At 55.8% G+C, this 18694-nt stretch carries 19 protein-coding genes; 8 read left to right on the top strand and 11 right to left on the bottom strand.

Annotated elements, in window-relative coordinates:
• Positions 1-23 precede the first annotated feature (23 nt).
• Entirely contained in the window at positions 24-1016 is a 993-nt protein-coding gene (locus tag C7964_RS00190; RefSeq protein ID WP_110277715.1) for a hypothetical protein, read from the top strand.
• Here C7964_RS00190 and radC read toward each other — a convergent pair.
• The 4 genes from radC to C7964_RS00170 all read right to left on the bottom strand — a co-directional run bounded on the left by radC (position 1013) and on the right by C7964_RS00170 (position 5969).
• Positions 1013-1780, bottom strand: a complete 768-nt coding sequence (gene radC, locus C7964_RS00185; protein ID WP_110277714.1) for a RadC family protein — start codon at positions 1778-1780, stop codon at positions 1013-1015. The genes C7964_RS00190 and radC overlap by 4 nt on opposite strands.
• A 41-nt stretch (positions 1781-1821) precedes the next feature.
• Positions 1822-2964 (bottom strand): molecular chaperone DnaJ, encoded by a 1143-nt coding sequence (gene dnaJ, locus C7964_RS00180; RefSeq protein WP_110277713.1) that lies wholly within the window; start codon positions 2962-2964, stop codon positions 1822-1824.
• Positions 2965-3037: 73 nt separating this feature from the next.
• Positions 3038-4942: a molecular chaperone DnaK gene (gene dnaK / locus C7964_RS00175; RefSeq protein ID WP_110277712.1), complete on the bottom strand. Its 1905-nt coding sequence runs from the start codon at positions 4940-4942 to the stop codon at positions 3038-3040.
• Between the two features lie 205 nt (positions 4943-5147).
• Complete coding sequence (locus C7964_RS00170) at positions 5148-5969, bottom strand: ABC transporter permease (RefSeq protein ID WP_181417069.1); 822 nt, start codon at positions 5967-5969, stop codon at positions 5148-5150.
• Between the two features lie 121 nt (positions 5970-6090).
• Between C7964_RS00170 and cysQ the strand changes: the two genes are divergently transcribed.
• From cysQ to C7964_RS00135, 7 genes are all read left to right on the top strand, one after another.
• Entirely contained in the window at positions 6091-6888 is a 798-nt protein-coding gene (gene cysQ / locus C7964_RS00165) for a 3'(2'),5'-bisphosphate nucleotidase CysQ (RefSeq protein ID WP_110277711.1), read from the top strand.
• Positions 6888-7688, top strand: coding sequence for a 3-deoxy-manno-octulosonate cytidylyltransferase (locus tag C7964_RS00160; RefSeq protein ID WP_110277710.1), 801 nt, complete (start codon positions 6888-6890; stop codon positions 7686-7688). Before cysQ ends, C7964_RS00160 begins: the two co-directional genes overlap by 1 nt.
• Before the next feature lie 110 nt (positions 7689-7798).
• Positions 7799-8692 (top strand): UTP--glucose-1-phosphate uridylyltransferase, encoded by an 894-nt coding sequence (locus C7964_RS00155; protein WP_110277709.1) that lies wholly within the window; start codon positions 7799-7801, stop codon positions 8690-8692.
• Positions 8693-8700: 8 nt separating this feature from the next.
• Positions 8701-9711 carry a glycosyltransferase family 2 protein gene (locus tag C7964_RS00150; RefSeq protein WP_110277708.1) on the top strand — a complete coding sequence of 337 codons (1011 nt, stop codon included), beginning with the start codon at positions 8701-8703 and terminating at the stop codon, positions 9709-9711.
• A gap of 90 nt (positions 9712-9801) precedes the next feature.
• The gene (locus C7964_RS00145) at positions 9802-10761 is read left to right on the top strand and encodes a glycosyltransferase family 2 protein (protein WP_181417068.1); all 960 of its coding nucleotides are present in this window, start codon (positions 9802-9804) and stop codon (positions 10759-10761) included.
• Positions 10758-12461, top strand: coding sequence for a DUF5927 domain-containing protein (locus C7964_RS00140; protein WP_110277707.1), 1704 nt, complete (start codon positions 10758-10760; stop codon positions 12459-12461). Before C7964_RS00145 ends, C7964_RS00140 begins: the two co-directional genes overlap by 4 nt.
• Positions 12458-13891: a sulfotransferase family 2 domain-containing protein gene (locus C7964_RS00135; RefSeq protein ID WP_110277706.1), complete on the top strand. Its 1434-nt coding sequence runs from the start codon at positions 12458-12460 to the stop codon at positions 13889-13891. Before C7964_RS00140 ends, C7964_RS00135 begins: the two co-directional genes overlap by 4 nt.
• Here C7964_RS00135 and C7964_RS00130 read toward each other — a convergent pair.
• From C7964_RS00130 to C7964_RS00100, 7 genes are all read right to left on the bottom strand, one after another.
• The gene (locus tag C7964_RS00130; protein WP_110277705.1) at positions 13888-14352 is read right to left on the bottom strand and encodes a PTS sugar transporter subunit IIA; all 465 of its coding nucleotides are present in this window, start codon (positions 14350-14352) and stop codon (positions 13888-13890) included. The two genes, C7964_RS00135 and C7964_RS00130, sit on opposite strands and share 4 nt — an antisense overlap.
• A 29-nt stretch (positions 14353-14381) precedes the next feature.
• Positions 14382-14957: a ribosome hibernation-promoting factor, HPF/YfiA family gene (hpf, locus tag C7964_RS00125; RefSeq protein WP_110277704.1), complete on the bottom strand. Its 576-nt coding sequence runs from the start codon at positions 14955-14957 to the stop codon at positions 14382-14384.
• A 235-nt stretch (positions 14958-15192) separates the two neighbouring features.
• The gene (gene lptB / locus C7964_RS00120; protein WP_110277703.1) at positions 15193-15954 is read right to left on the bottom strand and encodes an LPS export ABC transporter ATP-binding protein; all 762 of its coding nucleotides are present in this window, start codon (positions 15952-15954) and stop codon (positions 15193-15195) included.
• A complete protein-coding gene (locus tag C7964_RS00115; RefSeq protein WP_110278486.1) occupies positions 15954-16439 on the bottom strand; it encodes an LptA/OstA family protein in 486 nt (161 codons plus the stop codon). The genes lptB and C7964_RS00115 overlap by 1 nt, the downstream gene beginning before the upstream one ends.
• A 17-nt stretch (positions 16440-16456) precedes the next feature.
• Positions 16457-17059, bottom strand: coding sequence for a hypothetical protein (locus C7964_RS00110; protein ID WP_110277702.1), 603 nt, complete (start codon positions 17057-17059; stop codon positions 16457-16459).
• A gap of 2 nt (positions 17060-17061) precedes the next feature.
• A complete protein-coding gene (locus C7964_RS00105) occupies positions 17062-18030 on the bottom strand; it encodes a KpsF/GutQ family sugar-phosphate isomerase (RefSeq protein ID WP_110277701.1) in 969 nt (322 codons plus the stop codon).
• On the bottom strand, positions 18030-18641 hold the full coding sequence (locus C7964_RS00100; protein WP_110277700.1) for a ribonuclease D: 612 nt from the start codon (positions 18639-18641) through the stop codon (positions 18030-18032). Before C7964_RS00100 ends, C7964_RS00105 begins: the two co-directional genes overlap by 1 nt.
• Between the last annotated feature and the right edge of the window lie 53 nt (positions 18642-18694).

The following is an 18694-nucleotide window of genomic DNA, read 5'->3' as shown; positions in this document are numbered from 1 at the left end:
TTCTGCAGCTGTGAGGGATGGGGATGTCTCGCTTAAAGACAATCAAGACGATTGCGTCCACGCTCACCGTGGCGCTGTCGATTGGATTCGTCGCGCAGTATGGTGAAACGACACCGGACATGGACGGTGCCAGCATACAGGAAAACTACAATAAAGCGCCGCGTTCCTTGATGTTGTCGACCAACGCAGATGGGCAGGCTGTCTTTGGCGTACCAAACATCGTGACAACACCTCTGGACCATGCAGCCAATGCAAAAAGGGTGGTTGCGGTTGATTCGGTGTACACGGAATTCGATACCCCACGATTCCAATCCATCATGGCCACACCCATGCCAGGCTGTGACACTGTCATCAATACCCGCCGCGAGCTTGCGGCCTTGGTCACGCTAAGCGTCTCTTCTCCATGCCTCGCAAACGAATCCTTTGTCGTGTCGCACAGTGGCCTGCGCGTCTCAGCAACCACGGACCGAAGCGGCAATGCGCAGGTTTTGATGCCGGCACTTGTTCCCAATGCCGAATTTGAAGTGACGTTTGATAATATTCTCAAAGCATCATCCGAAATCTTTGTTCCGGAATTGCGCCGCTATGACCGCGCGGTCCTGCAATGGTCGACGACAGATAACATGCGCCTTCATGCGCTGGAAAACGGTGCGCAGATCGGCGATCCCGGACATGTCTGGTCGGCATCGTTTCACAACGCCGAAGATACCCGCGCGGGCAAAAACGGTTTTGTCATCTTTTTGGGCGAAGCCGAAGCTGAAATTCCCTTTCAGGCCGAGGTTTACACCTTTCCCGAAGGTCAGATGAACCGCAACAGCGGTGTTGATCTGCGCGTCGGTGTCACTGTGACCGCCGCCAATTGTGGTCGGGAAGTCGATGCAGGGACGATCCAGACCAATTCGGGCCAGACGCTAGTGGTGAAAGAGATTACGCTCCAGATGCCCGCCTGTGATCAGGTTGGTGAAGTGACCTTGATCCGCAACAAGTTCACAAACCTTGCAGTGGTCTCGAACTAGGTGGTTCTGTCAAACAGACCCAGTGACCGAAAGCTGGTTTCGCTTGATTTTCCAATAATCAGATGATCATGCACGGTGATATTCAGCGCCATTGCGGCGTTCGTGATTTGCCGTGTCATCTGCACATCGGCTTCTGATGGCGTAGGATCACCGGATGGGTGGTTGTGCACAAGGATAAGGGCGCTGGCATTCAGTTCGAGCGCGCGTTTCACAACCTCGCGTGGATAGACCGGCACATGATCGACCGTGCCCTTTGCCTGCTCTTCATCGGCTATGACAGCGTTTTTGGTATCGAGAAACAGGATGCGAAACTGTTCGGTTTCGCGATGCGCCATCGTCGTGTGGCAATAGTTCAGTAAAGCATCCCAGTTCGAAAGCACGTGGCGCTGCATGACCTTTGAGCGCGACAGGCGGTGTGCCGCCGCTTCGACCAGTTTGAGTTCTAGCAGAACGGCATCGCCAACGCCCTTGACGCCGGAAAGCTGGGCCAGAGGTGCGGAAAGAACGCGGTTGAAATCGCCAAAGGTATCAATCAGCGCTCGGGCGAGCGGTTTGACATCCTGGCGCGGGATCGCGCGGAACAGCACGAGTTCAAGCAGTTCATAATCCGGCATGGCATCGGCCCCGCCCGCCAGAAAGCGTTCGCGCAACCGTTTGCGGTGGTCACGCACATAAGACGGGAGTTTGCCGGGTGTCAGCGGCAGAACCTCGGTCACGTCGTCGTGTTCAGGAAAAAGAGAGGGCGCTTCGGCAAAGTGATTCATATCCTCACTTTGCCGAAGTAGTGGTTACTGCGCGGTTAATGCTAGCTCTTCATCGAGTCCCAAAAGCTTTTGACTGTGTCGAAAAAGCTTGATCCTTGCGGATTGTTCTCTTCGCTCAGCTGGTCGAACTCTTTGAGGATTTCACGCTGGCGCGCGGTGAGCTTCACAGGCGTTTCGACCGCCAATTCGATGAACATATCACCGATGCCACCACCACGCAGTGCTGGCATGCCCTTGCCGCGCAGACGCATCTGGCGACCGGATTGCGATCCTTCGGGCACCTTTACGCGGCTGCGGCCACCGTCAATCGTGGGCACCTCGATTTCGCCACCCAAAGCGGCGGTCGCAATAGAGACGGGCACACGGCAGTAGAGGTTCGTGTTCTCCCGTTCAAAAAGCGCATGGTTCTGCACTTCGATAAAGATATAAAGGTCACCTGTTGGTCCACCGCGCATCCCTGCTTCGCCCTCACCGGCGAGACGGATGCGTGTACCGGTTTCAACACCGGCCGGGATGTTTACAGACAGCGACTTTTCCTTCTCGACACGGCCTTGGCCGTGGCAGGTCCGGCAAGGATCCTTGATGGTCTGGCCCATGCCGGAACATGTCGGACAGGTCCGTTCGACCGTAAAGAAACCCTGCTGCGCGCGCACTTTACCCATGCCGGAACATGTGGGGCAGGTCTGCGGTTCCGAGCCGCCTTCGGCGCCTGTTCCCTTGCACGACCCACAGCTTACAGCCGTTGGGACAGTGATTGTCTTCTGCATCCCTGAAAACGCATCTTCAAGGTTGATCCGGAGGTTGTACCGCAGGTCATTGCCGCGCTGGGCCGCACTGCGTCTACCGCCACCGCGACCACCCATGAAATCACCAAAGAGATCGTCGAACACGTCAGAGAATGCGCTGCCAAAGTCACCTTGGCCGCCGCGTGGCCCGCCACCGCCACCGCCCATACCGTTTTCGAACGCGGCATGACCGTAGCGGTCGTAGGCGGCTTTCTTGTTCGGGTCCTTCAGAACTTCATAGGCCTCATTGGCCTCTTTGAACTGGGCTTCGGCATTCGGATTGTCGGCATTGCGATCAGGGTGGAGCTCTTTCGCCTTTTGGCGATAGCCCTTCTTGATCTCGGCAGCATCGGCGCCTTTGGCAACACCAAGCACTTCGTAATAGTCACGTTTTGCCATGATAAGTTCCCCCTTGGGAATGACAAAGACCGGCCCAGTTCAAGGGCCGGTCACATGTCAGAGGCGCGCGGCCTTAGTTGTCACGCTTGTCGTCGCCCAGATCTTCGAAATCCGCATCAAGGATTTCTTCGTCCGCACCCGGTGCATCCGGCTCTACTTCGCCGTCTGCCTCTTGCTGGGACTTGTAGATCGCCTCGCCCAGCTTCATGGCTGCTTCGGTCACGTTCTGGATGCCGGACTTGATCTTGTCGGCTTTGTCGCCTTCCAGATCATCCTTGAGCGCGGCAATCGCCAACTCGATCGCTTCGATCGTGGTTGGATCAACCTTGTCTGCATGCTCTTCCATCGACTTTTCGGTCGAGTGGATCAGGCTCTCAGCCTGGTTTTTCGCATCCACAAGCTCACGGCGTTCTTTGTCGGCCTCGGCGTTTGCCTCGGCGTCCTTGACCATTGCTTCGATATCCTCATCGGACAAACCGCCAGAGGCCTGGATCGTGATCTTCTGCTCTTTGCCGGTGCCTTTGTCTTTGGCGCCGACTTCAACGATGCCGTTGGCGTCGATGTCGAAGGTCACTTCGATCTGTGGCATGCCGCGTGGTGCTGGCGGGATATCTTCGAGGTTGAACTGGCCCAACATCTTGTTGTCTGCGGCCATTTCACGCTCACCCTGGAACACACGCAGTGTCACGGCGTTCTGGTTGTCTTCGGCAGTCGAGAAGACCTGAGACTTCTTGGTCGGGATCGTTGTGTTGCGGTCGATCAGGCGTGTGAACACACCACCGAGCGTTTCGATACCCAGCGAAAGCGGTGTCACGTCGAGAAGAACGACGTCCTTGACGTCACCCTGCAGAACACCGGCCTGAATTGCGGCACCCATGGCAACCACTTCGTCAGGGTTCACGCCCTGGTGGGCTTCCTTGCCAAAGAACTTGGCAACTTCTTCCTTCACCTTCGGCATGCGTGTCATACCACCGACCAACACGACTTCGTCGATGTCGGATGTGGACAGGCCCGCGTCTTTGATCGCGTCTTTACATGGCTTCAGTGACGCCTTGATCAGATCACCAACAAGGCTTTCCAGTTTTGCACGTGTCAGCTTCATGACCATGTGCAAAGGCTGACCATTCGAGCCCATCGAAATAAACGGCTGGTTGATTTCGGTGCTCGAGGACGAAGACAGCTCGATCTTGGCTTTCTCGGCAGCCTCTTTCAAACGCTGCAGCGCCATCTTGTCCTTGGTCAGATCGACCGAGTTCTCTTTCTTGAACTCGTCTGCAAGGTAGTTGACGATGCGCATGTCAAAGTCTTCACCGCCAAGGAAGGTGTCACCGTTGGTGGATTTCACTTCGAACAGGCCGTCGTCGATCTCGAGGATGGTCACGTCGAATGTACCACCGCCAAGGTCATAGACGGCGATTGTCTTGCTGTCTTTTTTGTCCAGACCATAGGCAAGGGCAGCCGCTGTCGGCTCGTTGATGATCCGCAGCACTTCGAGGCCGGCGATTTTACCGGCGTCTTTGGTGGCCTGACGCTGGGCGTCGTTAAAGTACGCAGGTACGGTAATAACGGCTTGCGTTACTTCTTCGCCAAGATAGCTCTCGGCGGTTTCTTTCATTTTGCCAAGGATAAAGGCAGAGATCTGGCTTGGGGAGTATTTCTCACCCTTGGCCTCGACCCATGCGTCACCGTTGCCGCCGTTGATCACATTGAACGGCATGTTCTTTTTGTCTTTGGCAAGGTCCTTGTCGTCGAACCGGCGACCGATCAGACGCTTGACGGCAAAGATTGTATTCTCGGGGTTGGTGACAGCTTGGCGTTTCGCGGGCTGACCAACAAGGCGCTCATCATCGGTGAATGCGACGATAGATGGCGTTGTACGCGCACCTTCAGAGTTTTCGATAACACGCGGCTTTGCACCATCCATGATGGCGATACAGGAGTTCGTGGTTCCCAGGTCGATACCAATAACTTTGGCCATTTTTCAAATCCCTCTACTTTAGGCGGTTTGAGCAGCGCGAACCCGTTTCGGCACCCGCGCCAGTTTCCAGTCTGAAGTCTGCGATTGCTCCGCTCGACTTCGATCTCAGCGTATATAGGGGTGCGATATTGGGGCTGCAAGCATCTGGGGTGCACCGAGAAGGCTAAATCGCCGGTTTTTTCGGCATAGATAACGCTTGTTTTGCCTATCTGCCGGCAGACCAGCTTATAGAGACATGCTGGCGCCCGAAAAATTCGCCCATCAGACCGATCATGATCAGGACGAGCGACAAATAAATGGGATACTCGACGCTCGTGAACTGCGGGTTGTAATGCAGGAACACAGCACCGCGCATCTGGTCGATATTGTGGAACAAGGGGTTCCAGTCAAACATTGCCATCATTGATGCGGGAAGCGAATTCACAACAAACATCTTGCCCGAAGCGATCATGTTTACGCGGGTATAGATGGTTTTGGCGATCGCCGTGAACCGCGGAAACCACGGCTTGAGTGCAAGAAAGATCATGCCGACCGCACAGCCCGAAAACCAGGCCATCAGGAAAAAGCCCATTGCGGCGACAGGATCATGGATTGTGATCGGCGTGAATGCGATGTGGTAGACTGACAGGATCACAACCAGCGTGAAGATTTGCGTGTAAAGCGACGCAAATGCCGCTGCCAGGATCGCGATAATCGTATTCATCGGTCGGTGCAGCATCATCGGAGATGTCGGTCCACCCGCGCCCATAACGGCGCCCACGGCTTTGATATGTGTCAGATAAACAAAAATCCCGCTCATAATGTAGAGCATCATGTCGCCGCGGATCGGAGAGCTGCGGAGCCCGAGGATCTGGAAGAACAGAAAGAACGCCACGATCATTGTCAGGCCCTGAATCAGGTTCAGCACCATTCCGATGACGGCATTGCGATGCCCGCTGCGCGCGTTGCGGACAATCGTATGATATGTCACCTCAAGCATGCCAAACAAACCGCTTGTCTTGCTTCTATAGATCGGTGTCTGGAACATCGGCGGTCCGTTTCGCTGGGTGAAGGCGCTGTTTTACTTGTTGCGACGATAACCTTGCTGATCGCGTGGCGAAACATCATAAACAGCCCGAACAGGGCTTTTTGATGACAGGTAACATTTAATGGATTTTGAAGAACTCACCAAAGTCACGCGCGGGCTTGCATTGTCGGCTGGTGACAAGATCATGGAAATCTATGACGGGGAGGATTTTGAAGTCCGCTCCAAAAGCGATGAAAGCCCCGTGACTGTTGCGGATGAAGCCGCAGATGCAATTATTAGTTCAGGTCTGCGTGCAGCTTTCCCCGACATCCCTTTGGTCACCGAGGAACAGGCCGCTTCGCATAAGGTTTCGGCCCGCACATTTCTGATTGTTGATCCGCTGGACGGCACGAAGGAATTCATCAAACGTCGCGGCGATTTCACTGTGAACATTGCCTACGTCAAAGATGGGGTGCCGGTGCGCGGCATTGTCTATGCCCCTGCGAGAGGGCGCCTCTTTTACATGGATGCCCAAGGTACCTCTGTCGAAGAGCAAGGCCCGTTCAACTTGGAAAAACAGGGTAAGACCACGCCAATCAAAGTGTCCAAACCTGACAATGACGCACTGCTCGTCGTCGCATCAAAGTCCCACCGCGATCAGGCGACTGACGACTACATCAGCAAATATGCGACTGCCGATATGAAGAGCGCCGGTTCGTCCCTGAAATTCTGTTTGGTAGCGACCGGTGAAGCCGATCTTTATCCGCGCCTTGGCCGCACGATGGAATGGGACACGGCAGCGGGTCATGCGGTCTTGAATGGTGCAGGTGGCCAAGTTGTCCGCTTTGATGACCATACACCCTTGCAGTATGGAAAACCTGCATTTGAAAACCCCTTCTTCATCGCCTACGCCCCGGGTGTCGTACTGGAGAAACCGTAATGTCCGTCATCATCGTCATTCCCGCACGGTACGCGTCTACGCGCTATCCTGGCAAACCGCTTGTCACGCTGAAAGGCGCGAGTGGTGAGGCCAAGAGCCTGATCCGCCGGTCATGGGATGCGGCTTGCGGGGTGGCAGGTATCGACAAGGTGGTCGTGGCGACCGATGACGCGCGCATTGCCGAGGCCTGTGCAGCCTTCGGTGCCGAGGTCGTGATGACATCGACCACTTGCCAGAACGGGACCGAGCGTTGCGCAGAGACGCTTGTGAACTTGGGTGAAGACTATGACATCGTGGTGAACCTGCAGGGCGATGCCCCGTTGACCCCGGCTTGGTTCATCGAGGATCTGGTGCAAGGCCTGCGTGACAATCCATCAGCAGATGTTGCGACCCCTGTTTTGCGGACCGAAGGGCGTGCGTTGAACGGGCTGTTGCTGGACCGCCGCGAAGGACGCGTTGGCGGGACCACGGCCGTCTTTGGTGCGGACAACAACGCACTCTATTTCTCGAAAGAGGTGATTCCCTACACCGGAAAAACCTACGGTGATGCGGATGAAACACCGGTTTTCCACCATGTTGGCGTCTATGCCTACCGTCCGGATGCGCTCAAGTCCTATCCACAGTGGCCCGCCGGACCACTAGAGCAACTGGAAGGGTTAGAGCAGTTGCGTTTTCTTGAACGGGGTGTTCCCATGCTTTGTGTGGAAGTCGCCGCCAAGGGCAGGCAGTTTTGGGAATTGAACAACCCCGAAGATGTTCCGCGTATTGAAGAAATGCTCAAAGAAATGGGGCATGACTAAGTTTTTTATGAAGACTGGCTAGGCCGGGTCGCAGAAATTTCACGTTTCCCGTCTTAATGTGGCCAATATCGGCAGTTACATCAGCATTTTTAGGTATCGAGGGTAGAGTCATGGATAGAAAAGTATCAAAAGCCATTTTTCCCGTCGCGGGGCTTGGCACGCGGTTTCTACCGGCGACAAAATCCGTACCCAAGGAAATCATGACCTTGGTCGACCGCCCGTTGATTCAATATGCGATTGATGAGGCGCGCGCGGCTGGTATCGAAGACTTTATCTTTGTCACATCGCGCGGAAAGTCGGCACTTGAGGACTACTTTGACCTTGCCCCTGATCTGGAAGCCGCATTGGAAGCTTCGGGAAAAACCAAGCTTTTGGAAATCCTGCGCAGTACCAACATGGAAAGCGGCACTATCGCCTATCTGCGCCAGCACAAGGCGCTGGGCCTTGGTCATGCCGTGTCATGCGCACGCAAGCTGATCGGGGATGAGCCCTTTGCGGTTATTCTGCCCGACGATGTGATTGCAGCCGAGAAACCCTGTCTGCAGCAGATGGTCGAAGCTTATCAGGAAACCGGTGGCGCGATGGTGGCTGCGATGGAAGTTTCACCAGCGCAGACCGCGTCTTACGGTGTGCTTGATATCGCAGCGCAAGACGGTCCGATTGTCAGGGCCAAGGGGATGGTGGAAAAACCCGCCGCGGGCACTGCACCATCCAATCTGGCGGTGATCGGCCGCTATATTCTGACGCCGCAGGTTCTTGCTAATTTTGATAAGATCGGGCGCGGTGCTGGTGGCGAAATCCAGTTGACAGATGCGATTGCCGAAGAAATCAGCGCAGGCCGCAATGTGTTCGGCTATCGCTTTGACGGGCAGCGCTATGATTGCGGGTCCAAGGCCGGTTTCCTGCAGGCGACCGTTGCCTTTGCACTTGCGCGCGAGGAGTTGCGTGATGAGTTCGCGGAATTTCTGGCGCAGATGCATGCAACAAAGCAGGCCGCACAGTAGGGCCGCAAATGGACCTTTGGCATGCGTATCGCCTGCGATGGAAGCGGCGGCGTTTTCTGTTTCGTATCTGGCGCAAGCGCCATGAAATTTCTGTTGCTGTAGATCGCACTGGCCAGATCCGGCCTGATGGGATCCTTTGCTTTGCGACCGTCCGGAATGAAATTGTCCGCCTGCCATATTTTCTGAAGCATTACCGCAGACTTGGGGCCGATCACTTTCTGATTGTCGATAATGGCAGCGATGATGGTACGGCCGAGTATCTGGCCCGGCAGCCCGATGTATCGGTCTGGACAACCACGCAAAGCTATCGCCTTGCCCGTTTCGGCATGGATTGGCTGGGGTGGCTGCAATGGCAGTACGGCAATGGCCATTGGTGTCTGACCGTCGATGCGGATGAACTCTTGATCTATCCAGATCATGAAACCCGCGATCTGAAAGCACTGACAACATGGCTGGATGGACAGGGTCACGCCTCTTTTGGTGCATTGATGCTGGACCTCTACCCCAAAGGACCGCTTGAGGACACGCCCTATGTGCCCGGCGACGATCCGACCAAGACTCTGGCATGGTTTGACGCCGACAATTACCGCCATCAGCTGCACCATTATTACGGCAACCTGTGGATACAGGGCGGTGTCCGTGACCGTGTATTCTTTGCACACGAACCTGCGCGCGCACCAACGTTGAATAAAACGCCACTCGTGCGCTGGTCGTGGCGCTATGCCTATGTCAGCTCAACCCATCAGATTTTGCCGACCCGCCTGCACGATGTTTTTGATTTTGAAGGTAACAGCAAAGCGAGCGGTGTCTTGCTCCACACCAAGTTCCTGCCGATGATCGGGGCAAAGTCTGCGGAAGAGCTTGAACGGGGGCAGCATTTTCAAAACACGGCACTTTATCAGGATTATCATCAGCACCTGACCGAAAATCCGGATTTCTGGTATGAAGGGTCCTGTCGGTATAATGGTGATGCGCAACTGACCGCACTGGGGCTGATGTCAAAGGGGCGCTGGGTCTGATATGCAGGCGGGAAAAAGACGAAACAGGGCACAGCTATTGTGAGCATTTTGACGTCATATCGTTTACGGTGGCAGCGGAAACGCCTGCGCATGCGCGCGCTGCGTAAGGGGCGGGAACTTGTCGCGGTGTCGGACAGGACGAAAGATATCGCACCGAATGACGTCTTGCTTTTCTGCACCTTCCGCAACGAAGACATCCGCCTGCCATTTTTCTTTGATTACTACCGCAAGCTCGGGATCAATCATTTCCTGATGATCGACAACGGGAGCGAGGACGCAGGAAGCGATTTCGCCCGTGAACAGCCTGACGTATCTTTGTGGCGTACCGATGCGCCTTACGGCGAGGCGCGCTATGGCGTTGATTGGCTGACATATTTGCAAGGCAAATACGGGCACGGGCATTGGGCGCTGACTGTCGATGTGGACGAGTTCTTTGTCTATCCGTTCTGCGACACACGGCCTATCCGCGCCTTGGCAGACTGGCTGGACGCGTCTGATGTCCGGTCCTTCGGTGCGATGTTGCTGGATATGTACCCCAAAGGACCGGTAGGGCAGACGACTTATCGGCGCGGCGATGATCCGTTTCAAACCGCCAACTGGTTCGATCCGGGCAATTATTTCATGACCCAGAACAAGCTGCTGAAAAACCTCTGGATACAGGGTGGACCGCGCGCGCGCAGTTTCTTTGCCAGCAAACCAAAGCAGGCGCCGGCACTGAACAAAGTCCCTTTCGTCAAATGGCGCCGCCCCTATGCCTATGTCAGCTCGACCCACATGATGCTGCCGCGCGGATTGAACCTCGTTTACGATCAGCAGGGTGGGGAAAAGACATCCGGTATCTTGCTGCACGCGAAATTCCTGAACACCTTTGGCGATCGCGCCGTCGAAGAGGCGACGCGCGCCGAGCACTACAAAGACGGGCGCGAATACAAAACCTATGCGGAACGGCACGGTGCCGACCCGGATTTATGGTGCCAGTGGAGCGAGCAATACATCAACTGGCGACAGCTTGAGGTCTTAGGCCTGATGTCCAAGGGGAACTGGGCATGAGCTTGGGTGTCATTATGCTGGTCCACACAGCCTTTGACCGCGCCGAACAGATGGTGCGCCATTGGGCCGGAGCCGGTTGTCCCGTTGTTGTCCACGTCGACAGCAATGTGCCATCGCAGACCTATGACCACTTTGTCGAGTCTTTGGCGGACCTGCCCGATGTCCGGTTTTGCGCACGGCACCGCTGCGAATGGGGCACTTGGGGGTTGGTGGCCGCATCCCAAGAAGCCGCGACGCTTTTGCTCGAAGAATTCCCGGAGGTTCAGCACGTGTTTCTGGCCTCTGGCGCCTGTCTCCCGTTGCGCCCGATTGCAGAGTTGCGGTGCTATCTGGATGCACACCCAGACACGGACTTCATTGAAAGCGCGACAACAGCGGATGTTCCTTGGACAGTCGGTGGTCTGGATCGTGAACGTTTCACGCTGCGGTTTCCCTTTGCTTGGAAAAAGCACCGCAGACTGTTTGATGCCTTTGTGAAGTTGCAGCAGGCAGTTGGGTATAAACGCCGCATTCCAGAAGGTGTTGTGCCCCACATGGGTTCGCAGTGGTGGTGCCTGACACGTCAAACGCTTGACGCGATCTTGCGCGACCCGAACCGTGGGACTTATGACGCGTATTTCCGCAAGGTCTGGATCCCTGATGAAAGCTACTATCAGACCCTGGCGCGGCTTCATTCGCGCAAGATCGAAAGCCGCTCACTCACCCTTGCGAAGTTTGATTTTCAGGGCAAACCGCACATCTTTTTTGATGATCACGTTGAACTTTTGCAGCGCTCGAAGTGCTTTGTGGCGCGGAAAATCTGGCGCGACGCCGATCTTTTGTTCAATACCTTTCCGGCATCGGAAGATCCCCTGCGCCAAGCAGTAGAACCCAACTCGGGCACGGTAGACCGCGTTTTTGCACAAGCGGTTGACCGGCGTACATTGGGGCGGCAGGGCCTTTTTATGCAAAGCCGTTTTCCGAGCATCGACCGCCAAACCAGCATTGCCGCCGCCCCTTATGCAGTGTTGCAGGGCTTTGATGATATCTTCCCCGATTTCCAGTCATGGCTGACGCAGCAAACGGGTGCTGTGGTGCACGGGCATCTTTATGCAAAGGATCGTGCGCATTTTGCGGATGAGGCCGAGGTTTACCGCGGCTGCATGTCTGACAATGCGCGGCTTCGCGACTACAACGGCAAAATGTTCCTGAGCAATCTGATCTGGAACGGCCGCGACAGTCACCATTGCTTTCAGTTCGGCCCCGCCGATACCCAAGAGATCGGCTGGATCCTGGCTAAGGACACACAGGCCAGCATCTGGGTGGTGTCAGGGGCCTGGTCGATCCCGCTTTTCTGCTCTGGCCGCTCGGCGAGCGAGGTGCGGGCAGAGGCGGCGCGCCTGCAACGCATCGAGGATAAATTTCTCAAGGTGCTGCGATCCCCTGACGCGCGGGCGCGGATCAAGATCATGACATTGGCCCAGTTTATCGAAGCGCCAATGGTGGTGCTGCAAACGATCATTGACGAGATCGCGGGGCACCGTGGACTTGCCATCAAGGAGGCCCCCAAAATGCGCGATTTGACGGGTCTGCCGGATTATCTCCAAGAGCTGAAGAATCAGGGTATGCACCCCTTCCTGACCGGGGATATCACTGTTGGCAACGCACCAGCGACCAAACCGGTGGCGCGGCGCAAACCCTATGTGATTAGCGGGAAATGAGCAGGTTCGATTATTTCATTTTGCTGGCGGAAATGCGGACCGGGTCCAACCTTCTGGAGGCCAACATCAATATGCTTGATGGCGTCACCTGCCACGGTGAGGCATTTAACCCGTCTTTTGTGGGCTACCCCAAGACTGACGCTCTGCTTGGCATTGACAGGGATGCCCGCGAAAAAGATCCCTTTGCCTTACTCGGGAAGATCAAGGAAAGCGACACTTTGGCGGGATTTCGTTTCTTTCACGACCATGATCCGCGCATTCTGAATACCTGTATTGACGATCCGCGCTGCGCGAAGATTATCCTGACACGCAATCCGCTGGATAGCTTCGTCAGCTGGAAAATCGCGCAGGCCACGGGGCAGTGGAAACTGACAAATGCCACGCATTCGAAATCGACATCCATCACATTTGATCCGGCCGCGTTTGAGGCACATCTTGAAGCAATTCAGAGCTTTCAGGTGCGGATCCAAAGGGCGCTCCAGACCAGCGGGCAAACTGCGTTCTATATCAGCTATGACGACCTCCGTGATCTGGACGTACTGAACGGGTTGGCGCAATTTCTTGGCTGCGATGCGCGGCTATCCAATGTGAACAAAAAGCTCAAAAAGCAGAACCCCGCGCCTCTTGAGGAACGGGTAAGTAACTATGATGAGATGACATCTGCCTTGGCGCACCTTGATCGCTTTGATCTGGGGCGGACCCCGCATTTTGAACCGAACCGTGGTCCTGCGATCCCGACTTATGTGGCTGCACCGCAGTCGGGTGTTTTATATATGCCGTTGCGATCTGGTCCGGACAAAGCCGTGCGGCAATGGCTGGCCGATCTGGATCATGCGCAGCCCGAGGCGCTGATCCGGAAGTTCACGCAAAAGTCGCTGCGGATGTGGCAGGAGACCCATGAAACACACCGCAGCTTTGCGGTGTTGCGGCATCCGCTTGCCCGTGCACATGCTGCGTTTTGTGACCGGATTTTGCTTAATGGTCCGCAAAGCCTGCCGGAAATTCGTGCGAACCTGATCAGGGTGCATAAGCTTGCGCTGCCTCAGGCGGCGCCGGACCTTGCTGACCCCGGCACCTATTCGGACGTAGATCACCGGCGTGCCTTTGCGGGTTTTCTGGATTTCCTCAAAACAAACCTCGCAGGACAGACCAGCATTCGCGTTGATCCGTCATGGGCCAGCCAACTGACGCTCTTGCATGGTATGGCGCAGTTCGCCTTGCCGGATCATATCTTGCGCGAGGAAACACTGGCCGAAGACCTTGGCTTTGTGGCGCGGCAGGTCGGTCTGGCGGAATCACCGAAGCTGGGGGACACGGCGCATCGGTGGGAAGGGCGGCTCGCGGCGATCTATGATCCTGCGCTCGAAGCGGCAGCGCGCGACGCATATGCGCGCGACTATGCGGCTTTCGGGTTTGGAGACTGGCGCTAGGCTGCCTGCGTCGATTCGACCGCAGTCAGGATTGTATGTAGCGTATTGGGGTCTTGATTGGCGCGGAGTTTGGCGCAAACCGACGTATTGCGCAGCGTGCGTGAGACCAATGCCAGCGCCTTGAGGTGTTCAACACCTGCATCCTCGGGGGCGATCAATGCGAAAACAAGGTCCACAGGCTGACGGTCAACCGCATCGAAATCCAACGGCTTTTCAAGACGCAGGAACAGGCCAAAAACACTTTTGGCCTCTGCCATGCGCGCATGAGGCAGCGCGATACCTTGGCCCACACCTGTTGGCCCAAGGTTTTCGCGATCCATCAATGCTTCGATCACGCTGGACGCGCTGATGCCATAGCTGGCTTCAGCAAGTTCGCCCAGATCATGAAAGAGACGCTTCTTGCTGGTGCAAGATGAAATAGTCTTTACAGCACTCGCCTTCAGAATATCGCCAAGTTGCATTGATTGCGTCTCTCAATTGATATGTTGGTCTAACCCGAGTTACGTGGGTCGATCCATCCGATGTTTCCGTCGTCCCGCCGATAAACGACGTTCACCCCGTTATGTTTCTCGTTCCGGAAAACCAATACCGGCGCACTGGCGATTTCCATCTGCATGACCGCCTCACCGACAGACAGTGATGGAATTTTCGTCTCCATCTCGGCAACGATCATTGCATTGACCGAGTCTTGCCCATCCTCATCAGACTCTTCTCTTGATTCGAGGATATATGATCCGGCGTCCGAAAGTTCAACTGGCTGTGATCGTTCCTTGTGGTGATCCTTCAGACGGCGTTTATAGCGCCGCAGCTGTTTGTCCATTTTCTCGGCACTTGCATCAAAAGCGGCGTAAATCTCGTTCGCTTTGCCCGTTGCCTGCGCGTTGAGACCGGTTGAAAGATGCACCACGGATTCACAGACATATTCGTGGCCTGATTTTGAAAACACGACATAAGCCTCTGTCGGGCGCCCGGCATATTTGCTCAGAATTTCTGCCAACTCGGTCTGCACATGAGTTTGTAGCGCTGCGCCAATGTCGATTTGTTTTCCACTGATTTGGTAACGCATCGTATCTCCTTTATTGGATCATAACAGAACAAGGATCTTTGCCGATTTTGCGGCAAACCAAAGCAAAGTTATATGAGTGGATCACGATAACACCCCGTTTTCGTTAACCTTATCCACATCGGTCGGCGGTTGGCCGGCATACATGCGGGGAAAGAAAACGGGTTTGTCATCACCTCTATTTGGCGATGAATCGTGGTCAGTTGTCAATGATGCAAAGATTAACGGCGCAAAAGAATCAGTTTACGCGGAAGTTGTTCCCAAGATAGACGCGGCGGACGTTTTCGTCCTGGATCACCTCTTGGGTGGTGCCGCTCATCAGGACTTTGCCATTGTGCAGGATATAGGCGCGGTCAACGATCTGAAGCGTCTCCTGCACGTTATGGTCTGTGATCAAAACGCCGATGCCGCGGTTCTTGAGGTCTGCCACCAGATGCCGGATTTCGCCAACTGCGATCGGGTCAACGCCGGCAAAAGGTTCGTCCAGCAGGACATATTTGGGCCCAGCGGCAAGGCAGCGCGCGATCTCGACCCGTCGGCGTTCACCACCCGAAAGTGCCATTGCCGAAGCGCGACGCAGATGTTCGATCGAGAATTCGGACAAAAGTTCTTCCAGCCGCTCTCTGCGACGGTGCTTGTCCGGCACGGCGATTTCAAGGATCGACATGATGTTATCCTCGACCGACATGCCGCGAAAGATCGACATTTCCTGCGGCAGATACCCGATCCCAAGCTGCGCGCGGCGATACATCGGTAGTGTTGTCACATCACGGCCATCAATGATGACGTGGCCGCCTTCGGGGGTAACCAGCCCGGCAATTGAATAAAAGCAGGTCGTTTTTCCCGAACCATTCGGACCAAGTAAGGCCACGACTTCACCCCGCCCAAGGTCAATGCTTACATCGCGGATCACCGGCCGCTTGCGATAGCTCTTGCGTAGATTGACGATGTGCAGCCCGACGTCACCTTCCTTGATGCTGAGTTGAGGCGCGTCAGGCATCAGTTGCCACCTTGTTGAAGAACGGTGCGTACCCGCCCTTCCATTGTGGCGGTACCATCCGTGACATTGATCGTCATCTGCCCTGCTGAAATTGCGCTGGGCCCCTGCGTCAACAGCACATCGCCTGTCATCACCAAAAGGCCGCTGGCAATGTCGTAATCGGCCTGCTGCGCTTCCGCGGCTTCATCGGCGGTGACGAAAGTCACACCTTCAGATGCAAGAAGGCGCGAGATTTCCGAAGTATCCGCACCATAGATCACCTCGACGCGGCCTGCCGTCAGGCGCAGGTCGCCCTGCACGATCATCACGTTTCCATCAAAGACGGCGGTGCCGCTGGCCTGATCAATCGAAAGACTATCCGCGGTCAACTCGACAGCCGCGCTTGTATCAACCTCCATGCCGCCCAGATTGATGTTGGTCTGGGCATAGGTAGTTACCGGCAAGGTCAGAGAAAGAGCTGCGCAAAATGCGATCTGTTTCAGCATAAATGCAGGATCCTTCATCACGGTGTTTGGGGGTTATATAGCAGGCGGACGCCGTCAGTGAACAGTATCTCCTGTGCTTTGCCGCCTACAGCCGACTGAAATGTGACTTTTCCGGCGGTCAGGTCCCCGAACGGGGCGCGGATTTCCAACAGGCCGTCAGATGTAATGCGTCCCGTCGCAAGTTCTGCGATCAATCCGTTGGTTTCCATTTGATACCCGTCCGACGTGATCAGCCGGGCAAGGCCGAGAAAGCGGGCGATCTGGCCGCGCCCGTCAACCTCGCCCTCGGTTGCAGTCACTTCAACACTGCTGCCATCGGCGTTGTCCATGCGCAGACGCATATCATTGATGCTCATCGTGTCGGGACGGTCTGTGTCGGGTCGCGCCGTTGCGGCCGATATGACGATCACGGCGCCATCGTCGGTCACACCGGAAAACTCTGGCGCAGAGACGCGCTGTTCGCGGGCAATTGCTTCGACATCTGCGATGGTAATGTTGTCCTGATCCGGTGTTGCGCGCGCAAAAAGGAACAAAGTCGATAGCAGCGCCAAAGCCCCAAGTGGGAGGATAATCTTCGCCCATCCAACAAGCTGGGAATAGAGATGTTCGGACGGGCCCAAGGCTAGACGATCCCGGCGCGCAGGCAGTCGTGAATATGCAGGAACCCTGACACTTTGCCGTCACCGTTTGGATCAACCGCGAACAGGCAGGTGATCTTCTTTGCGTTCATCATGGCGACAGCTTCTTCTGCCAGTGCGGCGGGTGCGACTGTTGCAGGGTGCGCGGTCATGACTTCACCCGCTGTGTGATCCAGCAAGCCTGCCATATGTCGCCGCAGGTCCCCGTCTGTGACGATCCCGATCAGGCGCTTGTCGCGATCCACAACACCAACAACGCCGAACCCTTTTTGGCTGATCTCCAAAAGCGCCTCGCTCATCGGGGTTTCCGCCGCGACCAGAGGGACAGTGCTATCAACATGCATAAGGTCCGAGACCTTGGACAATTGCGCGCCCAGTTTGCCACCGGGGTGGAATTCACGGAAGTTTTCCGGCGTGAAATCGCGGTGTTCCATCAACGCAACCGCAAGGGCATCGCCCAGCGCAAGCGTCATGGTGGTTGATGTTGTGGGCACGACGCCGGTGCCGCAGGCCTCTTTCAGGGCGGGCAAAACGATGGCGACATCGGCCCGTTGCAAGAGTGTGCTTTCCGGCCTGCTGGCGACACCGATCATCGGGATGCCAAAGCGCCGCGTATAGGCCACAAGATCGGCGAGTTCGGGTGTTTCACCTGAATTGGACAGCACCAGCACAACATCACCGCGCGTCATCATGCCCAGATCACCGTGGCTTGCCTCGGCGGGGTGTACGAAATGTGCGGGCGTGCCGGTGCTGGCGAAGGTTGCAGCGATCTTGCGGGCGATATGCCCTGATTTGCCCATGCCAGAGACGATCACCCGCCCATTGGCATTCAACAAAAGCTCAACCGCCTGTCCAAAGCTTTCGCTCAACCCGTCGGCCAGAATGGTCAGCGCGTCTGCCTCTTGCGTGATCACGCGATGCGCGGTGGCAAGGAATTTCTGATGATCGGCCATCAGTGCGAAAAGATGTCAAGTTCGGGCCAACCCGCGAGGTCAAGTCTGGCACGTGTTGGCAGAAAATCAAAACAGGCCTGCGCAATTTCAGTGCGGCCTTCACGGGCCAGCAGGATATCGAATTTTTCCTTCAGTTGGTGCAGATAAAGGACATCTGAGGCGGCGTAATCAAGTTGCGCCTCGGTCAATGTGGGCGCGCCCCAATCGCTTTGCTGTTGGTGCTTTGAAATGTCGACGCCAACCATATCCTGCAACAGAACCTTAAGCCCGTGGCGATCTGTATAGGTGCGCACCAGCTTTGATGCGATTTTAGTACAGTAAACGGGGGCCGCTAAAGCGCCAAAGGCGTTCAAGAGGGCGGCGATGTCAAAGCGGCCAAAGTGGAAGAGTTTGAGCACATCGGGGTTTTCCAGCATTGCACAGAGATTGGGTGCAGCGGTCTGGCCAGGGGTGACCTGAACAAGATGGCAGTCCCCGTCGCCGCCGGACATCTGGATCAGGCACAGCCTGTCACGATGCGGGTTCAATCCCATCGTTTCGCAGTCAATTGCGACAATCGGGCCCAGATCAAGCCCGTTCGGCAGATCATTCTTGTAAAGGTGGTTGGCCATGTATTGCCCTTTTCTGGTCAGCCTGCTGTGGGTCAAATACGGATTGTGCGGCT

Source organism: Loktanella sp. PT4BL (assembly GCF_003201935.1).
In the GTDB taxonomy this organism is placed as follows: domain Bacteria; phylum Pseudomonadota; class Alphaproteobacteria; order Rhodobacterales; family Rhodobacteraceae; genus Yoonia.
Note: the sequence above shows the minus strand (reverse complement) of the source record. Positions and strands in the feature narration are given on the sequence as shown.